The following is a 17,672-nucleotide window of genomic DNA, read 5'->3' on the forward strand; positions in this document are numbered from 1 at the left end:
ACAACTGGCCCGCGGCGGACGCCGTTCGCATGGTCTACCCCGCGCCCGCCACGATCCCCGGCGAGCACGGCCCACCGAGGATTCAACCAGGTTCCCCCGCGCAAGCGCAGGGCACCGTCGGGTCAGCGCATCTGCGACGTACCCTTCAACGCCCCCGTGCCCGGGGACGCCGCCGTGGTCCGCACCGGATTCGACTCCCTCGCCACCACCGGGTCCTCCGCCTGCGGCAGGTCCATGCCGGGCAGCACACCGGAACGAAGGCCCTGCGGCACCGGACGTATCAGCGGGGAGATGGTGGCGGCGCCCGCCACCATCGGCGCCGTCAGCTCGTACACCGAACCGCGGGGGCGGAGCGGCTGCGTGGGAGGTCCTGGCAGCAGCGGTCCCGTGACCTCGGTCGGCGCGACCGGCGCCGACAGTGCGCCGGGGCGCTGGCCCTGCACCGACAGCGGATTGCCGCCACCACGGCGCCGCACGGAGTCGGAGGTCGCCGAGGTGCCCGGGCCCTGACTGCGCTCCGGGGTCACATTGCTGCCGGAGCCGCCCGCGCGGGTGTCGCCCGAACCGACGGGAGCACCCACCGTGACGCCGCCGAGCGCGATCGCGGCCAGCGACACCGCGCCCGCCGCCGCGAACGCGAAACGGCGGCCGCGCCAGAGCGACCGCTCCGCCTCGTGCCGGGTGACCTCGTGTATGCGAAAGCCGTGCTGCTCGCTGGGCAGCACCGCGGCGTGGGCGCCCGCGGGCACGTACTCCACGAAGGGCTCGGGGGCCACGCCGAAGATCCCGCCCCTCGGCAGACCCGCGGAGTCGGTGGCTCCGGTGGCGAACCCCTCGTCACCGCCGAGCACGCCAGGTCCTCCCGACGGCCCGGCACCAGCTCCCGGAAGACCCTGGAGACGGGCGAGGAAACTCTCGGAAGGCGGCGGCGGGGCCGCCTGCGCGAAGACGTTCTTCAGGCGACGCTGCGCGTCCGCCTCGGTCTTGCACATCGGACAGGTCGCCAGATGCGCGAGGACGCGCTCGCGCGCGTCATGTCCCAACTCGCCGTCCACAAGGGCGGCGAGCCGGTCCCCCAGATGCTGCTCGGCCTCGGCTAGTCGCCGTTCGGCAGGATTCGACCGTGATCCACTCACGCGGTCGCACCCCCTCCTCCCAGCGCCACGGCTCCGGTCACCGCGAGCGAACGGCGCTCCGCGCGGGCCTCGGGAGACCGGTGCTTGAGGGCCTTGCGCAGCTGCGAGCGACCCCGGTGGATACGGCTGCGGACCGTACCGAGCTTGACGCCGAGTGTTGCGGCGATCTCTTCGTACGAAAGGCCCTCGATGTCGCAGAGGACCACGGCGGCGCGGAACTCGGGCGCAAGCGTGTCGAGCGCCTGCTGGACGTCCGCGTCGAAGTGCGTGTCGTTGAACACCTGCTGCGGCGACGGCTCGCGGCTCGGCAGACGCTCCGCGGCGTCGTCCCCGAGCGCGTCGAAGCGGATGCGCTGCTTGCGGCGCACCATGTCCAGGAAGAGGTTGGTGGTGATGCGGTGGAGCCAGCCCTCGAACGTGCCGGGGGTGTAGGTCGAGAGGGACCGGAAGACACGGACGAAGACCTCTTGCGTGAGGTCCTCGGCGTCGTGCTGATTGCCGGTCAGGCGGTACGCCAGGCGGTACACGCGGCCGCTGTGCGTGCTGACGATCTCCTCCCAGGTGGGCGGAGTCCACGCCTGCGATTCCGCGTCAGCGGCAAAGGTCGCGGTCTGAGCGGAGTCGTTGGCACGGATGCGGTCAGCGGTGTCGGTCACGGATTTGGGCTCACCCGCCAACCCGAGAAAACGCCGGAGCGCTCCTCCCCGATCCGCGGACGCAGCCGCACCTCCCCTGTCGGCTCTGGTGGTGTCCAGTGGAGCCCCTACCATAACCACCTCGCCCGTTAGCTCCGGATAAGCGTTTTTACGTGAATTTGGTACGGGCTTCGCAGCAGGTGTCCTGCCGCTTCGAGCCGCCCGCTTCCGGTCTTGATCCATCCGTCCACCCCCGCTGTTCTCCCACCCCCTAATAACGCCCGGTCCCATCTGCGGGTTCCCGCCCCCAACGGATACAGTCACGGCCAGGCAACCACGGGGACAGGAGAGGGCCATTACCGGCAACCAGCACACGAGCTGGGCGTTCGCCGACGCCTTTGTCGCCGAGGACGAGTCACTGCGCTGGGCCCGGGACCGGGCCCGGGAGGCAGGCCTGCCCTCGGTGTCGCCCGGCACCGGCGCCGCGCTGCGCATGCTGGCCGCCACGGCTGACGCGAAAGCGGTGGCCGAAATCGGTACCGGGACCGGAGTGTCGGGCATCCACCTGCTGCACGGCATGCGGCCCGACGGCGTCCTCACCACGGTCGATCCCGAGCCGGAGCGGCAGCAGTTCGCCCGGCAGGCCTTCCGTGCGGCGGGCTTCGCGGGGAACCGTGCGCGGTTCATTCCGGGGCGCGCCCTCGATGTCCTGCCGCGTCTCGCCGACGGCGGGTACGACCTCGTGTTCTGCGACGGCGACCGGCTGGAGTCCCTCGAATACCTCGCTGAATCGTTGCGCCTGCTGCGGCCCGGTGGGCTCGTCTGCTTCGAGGGCGTCTTCGCGGACGGCAGGACCGTGGACTCCGGACCTCAGCCGGTCGAGGTCCTGCATCTGCGGGAGCTGTTGCGGGCGGTGCGGGAGAGTCCGGACCTTGTTCCGTCGTTGCTGCCGGTGGGGGATGGGTTGCTGTGCGCCGTCAAACGGTAGCGCTGCGCTGGCTTGGGCGGTTTGGGGTTGTGGAGGGTGTGGGGGCGCGGGGGGGGTAGGCGTGGTCGCGTCTGCGGGTGGGTCGTGGCTGGTCGCGCAGTTCCCCGCGCCCCTGAAGGACCCGCCCGACGTCGTCCGACGGCCGTCCCTGGTTGCTCGCGCCGTTCCCCGCGCCCCTGAAGGACCCGCCCGACGCCGTCCGACGGCCGTCCCTGGTTGCTCGCGCCGTTCCCCGCGCCCCCGAAGGACCCCGCCCGACGCCGTCCGACCGCCGCCCCCGGTTACTCGCGCCGTTCCCCGCGCCCCTGCGGGACGCGCCCCCGCACCGGCCCGCGCAACCTCTTACGGCCCCGGACACACCCCTGCCCCGGCTCGTCGTACGATGCCGGGGCAGGGGGAAGATTGGGCGCTTCCGCGTCAGCCGACGACCTTCTTCAGGGCGTCGCCGAGCGCGTCGGCCTCGTCCGGAGTCAGTTCGACGACAAGTCGTCCGCCGCCTTCGAGCGGAACGCGCATGACGATGCCCCGCCCCTCCTTGGTCACCTCGAGCGGGCCGTCGCCCGTCCGCGGCTTCATGGCCGCCATGCTCGTTCCCCTTCCTGAAACCAGCTCATCGCAGCCGACAACCCAGGTGTCACCGGCATCGAACACATTGCTTCCAGGCCATTATCCCGCATGGCAGGACCCGATGACCAACATCGGTCGGCATCGACTGCGCAACGCGCGCCCGCAAAACCACTCAATTCGGCGATGTGGCTGCGATACTTCGCCACCCCATACGCCTCACGGCCCCGGATTTGTTAGACGCAGGTCACATATCCGTCCTCATGCCGGACCCCGATGATCTCCGTCATGCTGAGTTCCTACGTACTGGACCAGCGGAGGGGAACACCATGGCCGACAGCGTGCTCTACGAGGTGAGCGACGGACTCGCGACGATCACGATCAACCGTCCCGAGGCGATGAACGCCATGAACACCGAGGCGAAGGTCGGCCTGCGGGAGGCGGTGCGGGCGGCCGCCGCGGACGAGGCCGTGCGCGCGGTACTGCTCACCGCGACCGGGCGCGCCTTCTGCGTGGGGCAGGACCTCAAGGAGCACATCGGCTCGCTCGCCGCGGACCGCGAGGCGGGCACGGGGCAAACGATGAGCACGGTCAGGGAGCACTACAACCCCATCGTGCGGGCGCTGACGAGCATGCCGAAGCCGGTCGTGGCGGGCGTCAACGGCGCCGCGGCGGGGGCCGGCCTCGGCTTCGCGCTGGCCGCCGACTACCGCGTGGTCGCGGACACGGCGAAGTTCAACACCTCGTTCGCCGGCGTCGCGCTGACCGCGGACTCGGGCGTCTCCTGGACGCTGCCGCGGGTGATCGGCCCCGGCCGCGCCGCCGACCTGCTGCTCTTCCCGCGCAACATCTCCGCGCAGGAGGCGTACGAGCTGGGCATCGCCAACAAGATCGTGCCCGCCGCCGACCTCGCCGACGAGGCGGCGCAGGTGGCCCGCGCCCTCGCGGACGGCCCCACCCTCGCGTACGCGGCGCTCAAGGAGTCCCTCGCCTACGCGGCGGGCCACTCCCTGGACGAGGCGCTGGACAAGGAGGACGAACTGCAGGGCAGGGCGGGCGCGTCCGAGGACCACACGATCGCCGTGCAGGCCTTCATCGCCAAGGAGAAGCCGAAGTACCTCGGGCGCTGAAGCGGCGACATGCCCCCGGCGTCCAAGCGGCGCCCAAGCGGTGCCCCTACGCCGCCTCGCGGGCCACGCAGTCCGCGAGGTGGTCGTCCACCAGGCCGCAGGCCTGCATCAGCGCGTACGCCGTGGTGGGGCCGACGAAGCGGATGCCGCGCTTCTTGAGGGCCTTGGAGAGGGCCGTGGACTCGTCGGTGATCGCGGGCACGTCGGCGAGGGTCCGCGGGGCCGCACGGGTCGCCGGGTCCGGCGCGAACGACCAGATCAGCTCGTCCAGTTCGCCTTCGGCCCAGTCGGCGAGCACGCGCGCGTTGGCGAGGGTCGCGTCGATCTTGGCGCGGTTGCGGATGATCCCGGGGTCGGCGAGGAGCCGCTCGCGGTCCTCGTCGGTGAACCCGGCGACCGAAGCGATCTTGAAGTCGGCGAAGGCGGCACGGAAGCCCTCGCGGCGGCGCAGGATCGTGATCCAGGAGAGGCCGGACTGGAAGGCCTCCAGGCAGAGCCTCTCGTACAGCGCGTCGTCGCCGTGGACCGGGCGGCCCCACTCGTCGTCGTGGTACGCCACGTAGTCCGCGGTGGACAGGCCCCACGGGCAGCGGAGTCCGCCGTCCGGGCCCGCGACCGCGCCGCTCTCGGTGCTCACTGGTCGTCGCCCTTCGTGTCCTCGGTGGTCTTGCGCGGTTCGTACCCCTCGAAGAGGGCGGGGCCCGCGACCGCGGTGGCCTGCGCGCCCGCCAGGGCCGCCTCCAGCTCGGCGATGCGGGCGTCCCGCTCGGCCAGTTCGGCGCCGAGGCGGCTGAGCACGTCGTCGACCTCGTCCATGTGATAGCCGCGCAGGGTCATCGGGAAGCGCACCGCGTCGACGTCGGCGCGGCGCAGCGGCCGGTCCGGGGGCAACGGGTCGGTGAGCCGCTCGGGCGCGACGTCGGCGAGCGCGCCGCTCTCGCCACCGCCGATCACGGCGAGGGACACCGCGCCGACCACCACGACGAGGGCGATGACCAGGAACAAGAACAAGACCATCTCTGCAGGCCCCCACGCTCGACTGCCCGTGCTCAAACTGTCAGGGTCCGATCGTGCCATGCGGCTGTGACAGTTAAGGTCGCAGGCGGCCGCACCGCGACTAGGACCCAGGAGGGCCACAGGGGATGCTCAGGCTTGGCAGGCGCGAGTTCGACGCGCACGAGCCGGTGATCATGGCGATCGTCAACCGGACCCCGGACTCCTTCTACGACCAGGGCGCCACGTTCCGCGACGAGCCGGCGCTCGCGCGCGTGGAGCAGGCCGTGGCGGAGGGCGCCGCCATCATCGACATCGGCGGGGTGAAGGCGGGCCCCGGCGAAGAGGTGACCGCGCAGGAGGAGGCGCGCCGTACGGTCGGCTTCGTCGCCGAGGTGCGCAGGCGCTTCCCCGACGTGGTGATCAGCGTCGACACCTGGCGGCACGACGTCGGCGAGGCGGTCTGCGAGGCGGGCGCCGATCTGCTCAACGACGCCTGGGGCGGCGTCGACCCGAAGCTCGCGGAGGTCGCCGCGCGGTACCGGGTGGGCCTGGTCTGCACGCACGCGGGCGGCGCCGAGCCGCGCACGAGGCCGCACCGGGTCACGTACGAGGACGTGATGGCCGACATCCTGCGCGTGACGGTCGGCCTGGCCGAGCGCGCGGTGGAGCTGGGCGTGCCGCGCGAGTCCGTGATGATCGACCCGGGGCACGACTTCGGCAAGAACACCCGGCACAGCCTGGAGGCCACCCGCAGGCTCGGCGAGATGGTGGACACGGGCTGGCCCGTCCTGGTCTCCCTGTCCAACAAGGACTTCGTGGGCGAGACCCTCGACAAGCCGGTCAAGGAGCGCGTCATCGGCACGCTCGCCACGACGGCGGTCTCGGCGTGGCTGGGCTCGCAGGTCTACCGGGTCCACGAGGTCGCGGAGACGAAGCAGGTCCTTGACATGGTGGCGACGATCGCGGGGCATCGGCCCCCGGCGGTCGCCCGCCGAGGGCTCGCCTAGCACCCCTCAGACTCGCGAGAGCTCGCCCAGTACCCCTCGAACTCGCGAGAGCTCGCCCAGTACCCCTCGAACTCGCGAGAGCTCGCCCAGTACCCCTCGAACTCGCGAGGGCTCGCCCAGTACCCCTCGAACTCGCGAGGGCTCGCCCAGTACTCCTCGGATTCGCCTGGTACTCCCCAAAGGGGAGTCCTACTTCCCGACTTCCTTCGTCACCAGGGAGATGGCCTCCTCGACGTCGTCCGTGACGTGGAAGAGGAGCAGGTCGGCCTCGGAGGCCTTGCCCTGGGCGATGACCGTGTTCCTCAGCCAGTCGACCAGGCCGCCCCAGTACTCCGTGCCGAACAGCACGATCGGGAACCGCGTGACCTTGCGGGTCTGCACGAGGGTGAGCGCTTCGAAGAGCTCGTCCAGGGTGCCGAGGCCGCCGGGCAGGACCACGAAGCCCTGCGCGTACTTCACGAACATCGTCTTGCGGACGAAGAAGTAGCGGAAGTTGACGCCGATGTCGACGTAGGGGTTGAGGCCCTGCTCGAAGGGCAGCTCGATGCCGAGGCCGACGGAGGTTCCCTTCGCCTCGACGGCGCCCTGGTTGGCGGCCTGCATCGCGCCGGGGCCGCCGCCCGTGATCACCGCGAAGCCCGCCTCCACGAGCGCCTTGCCGATCTCGACGCCCGCCGCGTACTCCGGCGAGCCCTCCCCCGTGCGCGCCGAGCCGAACACGCTGATCGCGGGCGGGAGTTCGGCGAGCGTGCCGAAGCCCTCGATGAACTCGGACTGGATGCGCAGGACCCTCCAGGGGTCCGTGTGCACCCACTCCGAAGGGCCGTCGGAGTCGAGGAGACGCTGATCGGTGGTACCGGCCTGCACCTTGTCCCGCCTGCGCAGCACCGGACCGAGCCGCTGCTCCTCGGGACCCTTCCCGCCAGCGCGGGCAGCACCGTCGTGGGGATGGCTCATCGTCTGCTCCCTCCATGCGTACGTGACTGACAGCGTAGATCTACGCGGGTTACGGCAGAGGGACCTCGGGATGTCCGGTACCAGGAACCTCCTGCGGCTACGCCGTCAGCCAGGCCCGCAGTCTCTCCTCCGCCACCGGGATCAGCGACGCCTCGACCCGCTCGTCGATCTTGTGCGCGAGCAGTGGGTTGCCGGGGCTGTAGTTCACCGCGGGCACGCCGAGGGCGCTGAAGCGGGAGACGTCCGTCCAGCCGAACTTGGGGCGCGCCTCGCCGCCGACGGCGGCCATGAACGCGGCGGCGGCCGGGTGGGTGAGGCCGGGGCGGGCCGCTCCCGTGTGGTCGTCGACGACGAACTCGTCGACGCCGCAGTCCGCGAAGTAGTCGCGCACGAAGGCGAGGGCCTCCTCCTCGCTGCGGTCGGGGGCGTAGCGGAAGTTGACGGTGACGGTGCACTCGTCGGGGATGACGTTGGTGGCGACGCCGCCCTCGATGCGGACGGCGTTGAGGCCCTCGTGGAACTCCAGGCCCTCCACCACCGGCTTGCGGGGCTCGTAGGCGGCGAGTCTGGCGAGGATCGGGGTGGCGGCGTGGATGGCGTTGGAGCCCATCCACGCGCGCGCGGAGTGCGCCCGTACGCCCCTGGTCTTCAGCAGGACGCGCAGGGTGCCCTGGCAGCCGCCCTCGACCTGGCCGTCGGTCGGTTCGAGGAGGACCGCGAAGTCGCCCGCCAGCCAGTCCGGGTGGGCTTCGGCGACATGGCCGAGGCCGTTGAGGTGCGCGGCCACCTCTTCGTTGTCGTAGAAGACGAAGGTGAGGTCGCGGTTGGGCTCGGTCACCGTCTGCGCGATGCGCAGCTGGACGGCGACGCCCGACTTCATGTCGCAGGTGCCGCAGCCCCACAGCACGCCGTTCTCGTCGAGCCGGGAGGGCACGTTGTCCGCGATCGGCACCGTGTCGATGTGTCCGGCGAGGATGACCCGCTCCGCGCGGCCGAGGTTCGTCCGGGCCACGACGTTGTTGCCGTGCCGGTCGACCGTGAGGTGCGGCAGGGCGCGCAGGGCCGTCTCGATGGCGTCGGCGAGAGCCTTCTCCTCGCCGCTCGGGGACGGGAAGTCGACCAGGCGCGCGGTCAGCTCCGCGGCGTCGAGCGTGAGGTCAAGCGGTGTGTGAGGCATGCGGACGACCCTAGCGTCGGACGACGCGTCGCCCGGTTGGCGGGCTCCAGTACGTTGGGCGCGGTCCGCATCGTCACCGGCGAGTAGGAATGTCGACCACTACAGGAGTACGGGACGTCACTCGATCGGGGCGCGCCGAACACGGTGGGACGACACCGCGCACGTCTTTGCGTACCCCTCCCGCACAGCCCCCAAAACCCTTGAGAACTCCAGGGATTATGGATTCCTCGGGCCATCGGCGCTCTGCCCCTTTGCCCTCCTTTATCCGCAGCTGATTATGCGACGCATTGCCAACTCTTTACGTTGACGCACCGCAACCTTCGCGGCCTTCGAGCGGTAGTCACTGCGTCCGATCGCCGGAAGCCGTCCGGCGGGATGCCGGAGCCGATCCGGTCGGACACCCCCAAGTTCTCTCCCGTCTGAAGGAGCATCATGTCCCTCCCCCTGACCCGCCGGATCGCCCGTGCCGCGCTGCTCAGCGCAGCGGGTGCAGCTTCCGTGGTCGGTGCGGCCGGCTCCGCGAGCGCCGTCGGCCTGCCGGCCGGCCCCGACCTGGGCGGAGTGAGCGCCCTGGACGGCGCGGGCCTCGGTGACGCCGTCGACGGTGCGGCTCAGAACGTCACCAACATCGCCGGCGAGACCGGCAGCAAGGCCGTGAAGCAGACGGTTCCCGCGGCCGGCAAGGCCGTCGGCAGGGCCGGCAAGACGGCGACCCCCGCCGCCCAGCGGGCCGCCGGTGACGTCGCGGGCAGCGCGGGCAAGACCCTCGGCGACACCGCCGACACGGCCACGGAGGGCGGCCTGCCCACCGACTCGCTGACCGAGGGCGGCCTGCCGACCGACCAGCTGCCGGTGAAGAGCCTGCCGCTCGGCTGATCGCCCGGCACCCGTGCGAAGGGCCCGGAGCCAGTGGCTCCGGGCCCTTCGCATGCTCACGGGCGGGTCACGCCAGGCGCTCGACCGCCGCCGCGACCCGTTCGTCCGTCGCCGTCAGCGCCACCCGTACGAACCGGTCGCCCGCCGGGCCGTAGAAGTCGCCGGGGGCCACCAGGATGCCGAGGTCCGCGAGGTGCCCGACGGTGTCCCAGCAGGACTCGTCGCGGGTGGCCCACAGGTACAGGCTCGCCTCGCTGTGCTCGATCCGGAAGCCGTGCTTCAGGAGTGCGTCGCGCAGGGCGGTGCGCCGGGCCGCGTACCGCTCGCGCTGCTCGCGCACGTGCTGGTCGTCGCCGAGCGCCGCCACGATGGCCGCCTGGGTCGGCGCGGAGGTCATCATGCCGCCGTGCTTGCGGATCTGCAGCAGCTCCCCGAGCACGGCCGCGTCACCGGCGAGGAACGCCGCGCGGTAGCCCGCCAGGTTGGACCGCTTGGAGAGCGAGTGGACGGCGACGATCCCCTCGTACGAACCGCCGCACACGTCCGGGTGGAGGACCGAGACCGGCTCCGCCTCCCAGCCGAGCTCCAGGTAGCACTCGTCGCTGACGAGGAGCACGCCGTGCTCGCGGGCCCATGCGACGGTGCGGGTCAGTTCGTCCTTGGTCAGGACGCGACCGGTGGGGTTCGAGGGCGAGTTGAGCCAGAGGAGCCTGAGGTTCGCCGGGTCGAGCTCGGTCGGGTCGTCGTAGGAGACGTACGCGGCGCGGGCCAGGCGCGCGCCCACCTCGTACGTCGGGTAGGCGAGCCGCGGGTAGGCGACCACGTCGCCGGGGCCGAGCCCCAGCTGCGTCGGCAGCCAGGCCACCAGCTCCTTGGAACCGACGACCGGCAGCACGTTGCGGTGCGTGACGCCCCGGGCGCCGAGCCGCCGTTCGCACCAGCCGGTGATCGCGTCGCGCAGCTCCGCCGTGCCCCACACCGTCGGATACCCGGGCGAGTCCGCCGCCGCGATCAGCGCTTTCTGGATCAGCTCGGGCACCGGGTCCACCGGGGTGCCCACCGACAGGTCGACGATGCCGCCGGGGTGGGCGGCCGCCGTGGCCTTGTACGGCTCCAGCTTGTCCCAGGGGAAGGTGGGAAGCCGGTCGGAGACTACGGACACGTGGTGACTCCCGTACTGGTACTGGTCGTTGCAAATGCCTCGGCCCCGTGCGGCGGGATGCCGTACGGGACCGGGGCGACGCGCGGGCTGCCGTTACTGGTTCTGCGGCGGCAGGGCGGCGATGAAGGCGTGGTCGCGCTCGATCAGACCGAGCTTGCTCGCGCCACCGGGCGAACCGAGCTCGTCGAAGAACTCGACGTTCGCCTTGTAGTAGTCCTTCCACTCCTCAGGAGTGTCGTCCTCGTAGAAGATCGCCTCGACCGGGCAGACCGGTTCGCAGGCTCCACAGTCGACGCATTCGTCCGGGTGGATGTACAAGGACCGGGAGCCCTCGTAAATGCAGTCGACCGGGCACTCCTCGATGCACGCCTTGTCCTTGACGTCGACACAAGGCTGCGCGATGACGTAGGTCACGCTGTCGTTCCTCCTCGATACGGGCGTTGGCGGGCCGTCCTCAGGCTCCGCTCGCCTGGCGCGCGGGAGCGCGGCGTCGTCGATGCCCACCCCTAGTATCTCCGTTCCCAGGCATGATCCGAACAGGAGGGGCTCACAGAGCTGTGGAATTCACCGCCGGCGGACGTCTTGAAGTCCGCATCACCCCTGCTGACGTGGGCAAAAGAGTCTCCGTCCGGTGCTTGAGCGACGCTTTGGCGCCAGGCGAGAAGTTCACCGACACGGTGGGCGTTCTCGTATCGTGGAACAACGGTGTAATGCTCATCACACGACGGAACGGCGAGAGTGTCCGGATTCCGGACAGGACGCTGGTCGCCGGCAAGGTCGTGCCGCCCGCGCCCGCCCGCAGGCGCGGACCCGCCGCCTCCTACGAGGAGCTGGCCCGGGTGTCCGCGCGGGCCTGGCAGCCCGTGGAGAGCGAGCGGCTCGGGCAGTGGGAGCTGCGGGCGGCCGCCGGGTTCACGCGGCGGGCCAACTCCGCGCTGCCGCTCGGCGATCCCGGCCGGCCGCTGGACGAGGCACTTTCGTACGTGCGCGAGTGGTACGCGGCCCGCGGGCTGCCCCCGTACGTCCAGACCGCGACCGGCGCCGAGGGCGCGCAGGAGCTGCTCTGCGCCGGCCTGGAGGAGCACGGCTGGGCGCGCGAGGTGAGCGCGGAGCTCCACATCGGGGGGCTCGCCGCGGTCGGGGACCTGACGGCGGACGTGGAGCGGGTGGAGCTGTCCCGTTCCTTCGACGACGCGTGGCTGCGGCGGTACCAGCGTTTCGGGGTACCCGGACCACATGTGTTCAAGGTGCTGGCGAGCGGGCCGTCGGTATGGTTCGCTTCCGTGCCCGGGAGCGGTGACGCCCCGGCCGCGATCGGGCGGTGCGTGGTGGACGGTCGCTGGGCGGGGTTCATGGCGGTCGAGGTGGACCCGGCACACCGGCGCCAGGGGCTCGCCACCGCGGTGATGGCCGCGCTGTCCCGGCAGGCCCTGGCCGAGGGCGCGTCGGCGGCCTGGCTGCAGGTCGAGGCCGCCAACGACGGCGCGCGGGCGCTGTACGGCGGGATGGGTTTCACCGCGCATCACGCCTATCACCACTACCGGTACGGCTCCGCCTGAGCGGGCACGGCGGCCCGGCGGAGCACGGCAGAGCAGAGCAGAGCACGGAGACAGCGCCCGGCGAGGGCAGACACGAGGCACGTATGCACGCGGAGTCCGGCGAATGGCGACGGCGGTTCGCCGAAGAGGCGCGGTCGGAACGGCCCGGTCTCGCGCCGCTGTGCCTGCTGATCGGCACCGAGGCGGACCCCTCGCTCGACGAGGAGGGCATCGACGCCGCCGAGATCGAGCTCGACCGGCTCGCGGGGCTGCTGCCGTTCCGGCCCGGCGGGCCGCGCGCGTGGGCCGAGGCGATGGCCCAACTCCTCGGTGAACAGTGCGGGTTCGAGGGGACGCCGGGCGACTACCAGCGCCTGGACTCCTCGCTCCTGCACCAGGTCCTGCGCCGCCGCAGGGGCCTGCCCATCCTGCTCTCCGTCGTCTGGATGGAGGTCGCCCGGCGCGCGGGCGCGCCCGTCTACGGGGTGGCGCTGCCCGGGCACTTCGTCGTCGGCTTCGGGCCCCGCGACGAACAGGTGCTCGCCGACCCCTTCGACGGCGGCCGGCTGCTCACCGGCGCCGACGCGGAGCTCCTCGTCGCCGGGACGGCGGGTACGGGCATCCCGCCCTCGATGCTGACGCCCGCCGATCCGCTCAACATCGTGCAGCGCATCCTCAACAACATCCGCGCCTGGGCCGCCGCGCGCCCCGAGCGTTCCGAGGTCGCGCTGTGGGCCCTGGAGCTCTCGCTCCTGCTGCCCGCCCATCCGGCCCGCCTGCGCTACGAGAGGGCCCAACTCCTCGTACAGCGCGGCGACTTCCTCGGCGGCGCGCGGGAACTCGACGCGTACGCGGAGGTCGTGTCGACCGTCGAGCCGACCACGGCGGACCGCGTGCGCGAGCAGGCGCGGGCCGCGCGGGCGATGCTGAACTGACGGCGGCAGGGGCGGGCGCGGCGGACCCCGGCGACGTATCGATCGGCGCGAGGGGGCACCAAGGACGTATGCGCCCCCTACCCCCCGGAACCACCGAGCGGCGGCGGCTGTTCGCCGCCGAGGCCGAGTCCTCGCGGCCCGACCTGGCACTCCTGTGCCTGCTGATCGGCGCCGAGGCGGACCCCTCGCTCGACGGGACGGGCATCGCCACCGCACGGTGCCTGCTCGACCGGCTCGCGGAGCGGGCCGTGCACGGCCACCGGCAGCGGCGCGCCGACGACCCGCGGTCCTGGGCCACCGCCCTCGCCGAACTCCTGGGCGGCCACTGCGGATTCAGGGGCAGACCCGGCGACTACCAGCGTCTGGACTCCTCGCTCCTGCACCACGTCCTGCGCCGCCGCAGAGGCCTGCCCATCCTGCTCTCCGTCGTCTGGATGGAGGTCGCCCGGCGCGCGGGCGCGCCCGTCCACGGAGTGGCCCTGCCCGGGCACTTCGTCGTCGGCTTCGGGCCCCGCGACGAACAGGTGCTCGCCGACCCCTTCGACGGCGGCCGGCCGCTCACCCGCACGGACGTGGAGCTCCTCGTCGCGGCCGCCACGGGAGCCCCCCTCGCGCCGTCGATGCTCCGCCCCGCGAGCCCGCTGGATGTCGTGGGGCGCATCCTGGACAACATCCGCGCCTGGGCCGCCGCCCGCCCCGAACGCACCGACGTGGCGCTCTGGGCCGTCGAACTCGCCCTGCTGCTCCCGGCGCCGCCGCCCCGTCTGCACTACGAGCGCGCCCAACTCCTCGTACAGTCGGGGGACTTCGTCATGGGCGCCCGCGCGCTCGACTCCTACGCCGACGACGTCGCCGAGCGGGACCCGGCGACGGCCGACCGGGCGCGGTGGCAGGCGTCCGGGGCGCGGGCGATGCTGAACTGACGGGCGGGGGCGATGCTGAACTGACGGCGGGGGCGCCGACGCGCGTCAGAGCCAGCCCTTGTCCCTGGCCGTCCTGACCGCCTCCGCGCGGTTGCGGACCGCGAGCTTCTGGATCGCCGTCGAGAGGTAGTTGCGGACCGTGCCCCGGGAGAGGTGCAGGAGCGTGGCGAGCTCGGCGTTGGTGGCGCCGTCGGCCGCCGCGCGCAGCACCTCGCGTTCGCGCTCCGTCAGCGGGTTCGCGCCCCCCGCGAGGGCCGCCGCGGCCAGCGTGGGGTCGATGACCCGCTCCCCCGCGAGCACCTTGCGCACCGCCGCCGCGAGCTGGGCCGCGGGGGCGTCCTTGACCAGGAACGCGTCGGCGCCGGCCTCCATGGCACTGCGCAGATAGCCGGGGCGGCCGAAGGTGGTGAGCACGATCAGCTTCACCTCGGGGAAGGCGGCGTGCAGTTGGCCGGCCGCCTCGATGCCCGTCATGCCGGGCATCTCGATGTCGAGCAGCGCCACGTCCACGGCGTGCTCGCGCGCCGCCGCGAGCACCTCGTCGCCGCGGGACACCTGGGCGACGACCTCGATGTCCGGCTCAAGGCCGAGCAGCGCCGCGAGGGCCTCGCGGACCATCGCCTGGTCCTCGGCCAGCAGAATCCTGATGACATCGCCCGCGCCGACGGCGCCTTCCCCGCTGTTCCCGCTGTCCCCGCTGCTCATGAAGGGGATCCTACGGTGGCCTTCGCCAGCGGCACGCGGGCCGCCAGACGGAAGCCGCGGCGGGCCCCGGGCCCCGTCTCCAGGTCCCCGCCGACCGCCTCCACGCGCTCCGCGAGGCCGGTCAGGCCGTTGCCCGCGACGGCGCCGGAGCCGCCCGCTCCGTCGTCCTCCACGGTGAGCTCCAGGAGCGGCCCCGCGAGCGTCTGGCGCGCCGTGAACGCCACCGTGCAGCGCCGCGCCCCGCTGTGCCGTACGACGTTGGTCACGGCCTCCCGCAGCGCCCAGGCCAGCGCCGCCTCCGCCTCCTCGCCCGGCAGTGCGGCTGGCGGTTCCATCGGGACGTCGGCGTCGATGCCCGCGGCGGTCAGGGCGGTGCGCGCGCCCGCGAGCTCGCCCGCGAGGGTGCGCCGCCGATAGCCCGAGACCGCCTCCCGGACGTCCACCAGGGCCTGGCGGCTGACCTGTTCGATGTCAGCGACCTGCTGGGCGGCCTTCGCCGGATCCGTGGGCAGCATCCGCCCGGCGAGCTCGCTCTTGAGCGTGATCAGGGAGAGCGAGTGACCGAGCAGGTCGTGCAGGTCACGGGCGAGCCGCAGCCGCTCCTCGTTGGCGGCGAGCTGGGCGACGGTGGCGCGGGCCTGCCGCAGCTGGATCGTCGTACGGATCAACTGGCGTACGCCGGACATCGCGAAGCCCACCAGGAGGGTGATCACCCCGAGGTTGGTGATCAGGTCGCCGAGGCCGTCGTCGCGCAGGCCGACCACGATCATCAGGAGGGTGACCGAGGGGATGGCCCAGAGCGCGTACCGCATCGGCAGGACGGCGCCCGCGGAGACCGAGGCGTACACGAAGAGTCCGAGCCAGGGGTCCCCGAGGCTGAAGGCGAGGGCCGTCGCGAGGACCACCAGGAGCCCGAAGGAGGCGATGACTCCGCCCCATTGGAGGATCCTGGTGGTGTAGCGGAAGACGAGGGTCAGGTAGCAGACCACGAAGACGGCGAGGCCCAGCGAGCCGAGCACGGTGGCAAGGGCCGTGTGACGGCCGTCCGTCAGATCCTTGACCGGGGCGCTCAGGAAGACCAGCCAGACACCGATCCAGAGGGACTTCGTCAGGAACTGACGGCGGTTCTGGGGCGGTCTCCCGAACGTGTACACGGGGTGGAGCTCGCTGTCTTCGGCTTCTGTCTCGCTCACGCCTTCAGTGTGTCCTTCCGGTACAGCCACGCCGCGCCGCCCGCGAAGAGGAGGAAGTAGGCGACCAGGAGTGTGACGTCCTTCGCGTGCGGCGCCTCGCCCAGTTCGATGGCCTGCCCGAGGGCAGCGTACGCGTGGGTGGGCAGCCACGACGCGGCCTCCCGCAGCCAGTGCGGGAACGTCGTCACGGGCATCCACAGGCCGCCGAGGAGGGAGAGCCCGAAGTAGATGATCATCGTGATCGGGCGTACGGCGTCGCCGGTCGCGAGGTAGCCGATGGCCACGCCGAGCGCGGCGAAGCAGAGGCTGCCCGCCCAGATCGCACCGGTCAGCGCCAGCCACTGCCAGGCGTCGAACCGGACGCCCTTGAAGATCCCCGCGACCGCGAAGACCACGACGATGGACGGCAGGCTCACCACGGCCGCACTGGCGGTCTTCGCGAGGACGTAGCCGCGGCCGGGCAGGGACGTCAGCCGCAACTGCCGTACCCAGCCGCTCTCGCGCTCCTTGGCGATGCGCTCGCTGTTGCCCATGAGGACGGCGGTGAGGGCGCCGAAGGACGCCATCGAGACCATCATGAACGCGGGGACGGACAGGCCCGTGCCGGAGACCTCGTCGGAGCCGCCCTGGCTGCCCGCGATGATCACGAAGAGCACCGACGGGTAGATGACGGAGAAGAACAGGAATTTGCGGTTGCGCAGGGAGCGGGTGATCTCGAGCTTGATGAGACTCCGCGAGGCGAAGGCGTTCGTCATCGGGTCCTGGCCTCCTCGGCCTCGGTGATCGCCACGAAGGCCTGCTCTAGTCCGAGCCCGGCGACTTCGAGGTTGCGGGGGTAGAGGCCGAGCCCGTACAGCGCGTGCACGGTGGCGTCGGCGTCCGTCGACTGGAGGCGGACCGTGTGGCCCGAGACGTCCAGCGTGGTGAGGTGCGGCAGGGCGCGGAGCCTTTCGGCGAGGGCGGCGCCGATGCCGGTGCCGGTGTCCGGGGCGCCGTCCGGCAGGTCGAAGGCGACCTTGCGGGCGCCCGCCTTGGCCTTGATCTCGGCCGCGGTGCCGTCCGCGAGGAGGCGGCCGCGGTGCAGGACCAGGACGCGGTCGGCGATCGCGTCGGCCTCCTCCAGGTAGTGGGTGGCGAACAGGACCGCGCGGCCCTGGTCCGCCTGCTCCCGCATGGTGGCCCAGAACGCCTGGCGGGCGGTGACGTCCATGCCGGTGGTCGGCTCGTCGAGCACGATCAGGTCGTTGGCGCCGGCCGTGGCGAGCGCGAAGCGGACGCGCTGCTCCTGGCCGCCGGAGAGCTTGTCGACCTTGCGGTCGGCGATCTGGGTGACGCCCGCGTGGGCGAGCACGTCGCTCACGCGGTGCGGCCTCGGGTGCAGGTCGCAGGCGAGCGTCACCAGTTCGCGCACGGTGACCTCACCCATCAGGCCGCCGCTCTGCAGCATGGCGCCGACCCGGCCCGCGGTGATCGCCTCGCGGGGCGTCGCCCCGAAGACCCGCACCGTGCCGCTGTCCGGGCGCCTGAGGCCGAGCAGCAGATCGAGGGTGGAGGACTTGCCCGCGCCGTTCGGGCCGAGGAGCGCCACCGTCTCACCCGGGTGGAGATCGAGGGTCAGGCCGTCGACGGCACGGACCTCTCCGTAGTTCTTGGTCACCTGCTCGAAGCTCACCGCGGTCGTGGTGGCCGCGACGGCGGGCGGTGATGTGGTCGTCGTCATGTCCACCATCGTCACAAAACCGCAGGTGGC

The 17,672-nt window shown here is 72.1% G+C and carries 20 protein-coding genes; 7 read left to right on the forward strand and 13 right to left on the reverse strand.

The window, feature by feature from the left end:
- Nucleotides 1-122: 122 nt before the first annotated feature.
- Together ACFVYL_RS14125 and sigE are read right to left on the reverse strand one after the other, a co-directional pair.
- Nucleotides 123-1,136, reverse strand: a complete 1,014-nt coding sequence (locus tag ACFVYL_RS14125; protein ID WP_389715375.1) for an anti-sigma factor family protein — start codon at nucleotides 1,134-1,136, stop codon at nucleotides 123-125.
- Nucleotides 1,133-1,906, reverse strand: a complete 774-nt coding sequence (sigE, locus tag ACFVYL_RS14130; RefSeq protein ID WP_389715377.1) for an RNA polymerase sigma factor SigE — start codon at nucleotides 1,904-1,906, stop codon at nucleotides 1,133-1,135. The genes ACFVYL_RS14125 and sigE overlap by 4 nt, the downstream gene beginning before the upstream one ends.
- Before the next feature lie 154 nt (nucleotides 1,907-2,060).
- On the opposite strand from sigE, the gene ACFVYL_RS14135 reads away from it, so the two are divergent.
- Nucleotides 2,061-2,759: an O-methyltransferase gene (locus ACFVYL_RS14135; RefSeq protein WP_389715424.1), complete on the forward strand. Its 699-nt coding sequence runs from the start codon at nucleotides 2,061-2,063 to the stop codon at nucleotides 2,757-2,759.
- A gap of 417 nt (nucleotides 2,760-3,176) precedes the next feature.
- On the opposite strand, the gene ACFVYL_RS14140 is transcribed toward ACFVYL_RS14135, so the two are convergent.
- Nucleotides 3,177-3,344, reverse strand: a complete 168-nt coding sequence (locus ACFVYL_RS14140) for a DUF3117 domain-containing protein (protein WP_003966491.1) — start codon at nucleotides 3,342-3,344, stop codon at nucleotides 3,177-3,179.
- 308 nt (nucleotides 3,345-3,652) lie between these two features.
- Here ACFVYL_RS14140 and ACFVYL_RS14145 point away from each other — a divergent pair, with 308 nt between their 5' ends.
- Entirely contained in the window at nucleotides 3,653-4,453 is an 801-nt protein-coding gene (locus ACFVYL_RS14145; protein WP_389715379.1) for an enoyl-CoA hydratase/isomerase family protein, read from the forward strand.
- A 46-nt stretch (nucleotides 4,454-4,499) separates the two neighbouring features.
- Here ACFVYL_RS14145 and ACFVYL_RS14150 read toward each other — a convergent pair whose 3' ends face one another.
- Both ACFVYL_RS14150 and ACFVYL_RS14155 read right to left on the reverse strand, forming a co-directional pair.
- Nucleotides 4,500-5,090: a DNA-3-methyladenine glycosylase I gene (locus tag ACFVYL_RS14150; protein WP_389715380.1), complete on the reverse strand. Its 591-nt coding sequence runs from the start codon at nucleotides 5,088-5,090 to the stop codon at nucleotides 4,500-4,502.
- On the reverse strand, nucleotides 5,087-5,470 hold the full coding sequence (locus ACFVYL_RS14155; protein ID WP_389715382.1) for a DivIVA domain-containing protein: 384 nt from the start codon (nucleotides 5,468-5,470) through the stop codon (nucleotides 5,087-5,089). The genes ACFVYL_RS14150 and ACFVYL_RS14155 overlap by 4 nt, the downstream gene beginning before the upstream one ends.
- A gap of 125 nt (nucleotides 5,471-5,595) precedes the next feature.
- Between ACFVYL_RS14155 and folP the strand changes: the two genes are divergently transcribed.
- Nucleotides 5,596-6,456, forward strand: a complete 861-nt coding sequence (folP, locus tag ACFVYL_RS14160) for a dihydropteroate synthase (protein WP_389715383.1) — start codon at nucleotides 5,596-5,598, stop codon at nucleotides 6,454-6,456.
- A 189-nt stretch (nucleotides 6,457-6,645) separates the two neighbouring features.
- On the opposite strand, the gene ACFVYL_RS14165 is transcribed toward folP, so the two are convergent.
- Nucleotides 6,646-7,413, reverse strand: a complete 768-nt coding sequence (locus ACFVYL_RS14165; RefSeq protein ID WP_389715384.1) for a TIGR00730 family Rossman fold protein — start codon at nucleotides 7,411-7,413, stop codon at nucleotides 6,646-6,648.
- Nucleotides 7,414-7,510: 97 nt separating this feature from the next.
- A complete protein-coding gene (gene dapE, locus ACFVYL_RS14170; protein WP_389715385.1) occupies nucleotides 7,511-8,590 on the reverse strand; it encodes a succinyl-diaminopimelate desuccinylase in 1,080 nt (359 codons plus the stop codon).
- A gap of 432 nt (nucleotides 8,591-9,022) precedes the next feature.
- On the opposite strand from dapE, the gene ACFVYL_RS14175 reads away from it, so the two are divergent.
- Entirely contained in the window at nucleotides 9,023-9,466 is a 444-nt protein-coding gene (locus tag ACFVYL_RS14175) for an ATP-binding protein (RefSeq protein ID WP_389715387.1), read from the forward strand.
- Between the two features lie 67 nt (nucleotides 9,467-9,533).
- On the opposite strand, the gene ACFVYL_RS14180 is transcribed toward ACFVYL_RS14175, so the two are convergent.
- Together ACFVYL_RS14180 and fdxA are read right to left on the reverse strand one after the other, a co-directional pair.
- Entirely contained in the window at nucleotides 9,534-10,628 is a 1,095-nt protein-coding gene (locus tag ACFVYL_RS14180; protein WP_389715388.1) for a bifunctional succinyldiaminopimelate transaminase/glutamate-prephenate aminotransferase, read from the reverse strand.
- Nucleotides 10,629-10,721: 93 nt separating this feature from the next.
- Nucleotides 10,722-11,042: a ferredoxin gene (gene fdxA / locus ACFVYL_RS14185; protein ID WP_030573070.1), complete on the reverse strand. Its 321-nt coding sequence runs from the start codon at nucleotides 11,040-11,042 to the stop codon at nucleotides 10,722-10,724.
- Between the two features lie 143 nt (nucleotides 11,043-11,185).
- Here fdxA and ACFVYL_RS14190 point away from each other — a divergent pair, with 143 nt between their 5' ends.
- From ACFVYL_RS14190 to ACFVYL_RS14200, 3 genes are all read left to right on the forward strand, one after another.
- Nucleotides 11,186-12,187 carry a GNAT family N-acetyltransferase gene (locus ACFVYL_RS14190; protein WP_389715390.1) on the forward strand — a complete coding sequence of 334 codons (1,002 nt, stop codon included), beginning with the start codon at nucleotides 11,186-11,188 and terminating at the stop codon, nucleotides 12,185-12,187.
- 83 nt (nucleotides 12,188-12,270) lie between these two features.
- Complete coding sequence (locus ACFVYL_RS14195) at nucleotides 12,271-13,101, forward strand: tetratricopeptide repeat protein (RefSeq protein WP_389715391.1); 831 nt, start codon at nucleotides 12,271-12,273, stop codon at nucleotides 13,099-13,101.
- Between the two features lie 68 nt (nucleotides 13,102-13,169).
- Complete coding sequence (locus ACFVYL_RS14200) at nucleotides 13,170-14,024, forward strand: tetratricopeptide repeat protein (protein WP_389715392.1); 855 nt, start codon at nucleotides 13,170-13,172, stop codon at nucleotides 14,022-14,024.
- Between the two features lie 45 nt (nucleotides 14,025-14,069).
- Here ACFVYL_RS14200 and ACFVYL_RS14205 read toward each other — a convergent pair whose 3' ends face one another.
- From ACFVYL_RS14205 to ACFVYL_RS14220, 4 genes are read right to left on the reverse strand one after another with little or no spacing between them, the layout of a single operon-like run.
- Entirely contained in the window at nucleotides 14,070-14,729 is a 660-nt protein-coding gene (locus ACFVYL_RS14205) for a response regulator (RefSeq protein ID WP_389715394.1), read from the reverse strand.
- Nucleotides 14,726-15,922 carry a sensor histidine kinase gene (locus ACFVYL_RS14210; RefSeq protein ID WP_389715395.1) on the reverse strand — a complete coding sequence of 399 codons (1,197 nt, stop codon included), beginning with the start codon at nucleotides 15,920-15,922 and terminating at the stop codon, nucleotides 14,726-14,728. The genes ACFVYL_RS14205 and ACFVYL_RS14210 overlap by 4 nt, the downstream gene beginning before the upstream one ends.
- Nucleotides 15,919-16,677 (reverse strand): ABC transporter permease, encoded by a 759-nt coding sequence (locus tag ACFVYL_RS14215; protein WP_389715396.1) that lies wholly within the window; start codon nucleotides 16,675-16,677, stop codon nucleotides 15,919-15,921. Before ACFVYL_RS14215 ends, ACFVYL_RS14210 begins: the two co-directional genes overlap by 4 nt.
- A complete protein-coding gene (locus tag ACFVYL_RS14220; protein ID WP_389715398.1) occupies nucleotides 16,674-17,642 on the reverse strand; it encodes an ABC transporter ATP-binding protein in 969 nt (322 codons plus the stop codon). Before ACFVYL_RS14220 ends, ACFVYL_RS14215 begins: the two co-directional genes overlap by 4 nt.
- Nucleotides 17,643-17,672: the final 30 nt, after the last annotated feature.

The organism is Streptomyces sp. NPDC058308, from assembly GCF_042880275.1.
Lineage (GTDB): Bacteria > Actinomycetota > Actinomycetes > Streptomycetales > Streptomycetaceae > Streptomyces.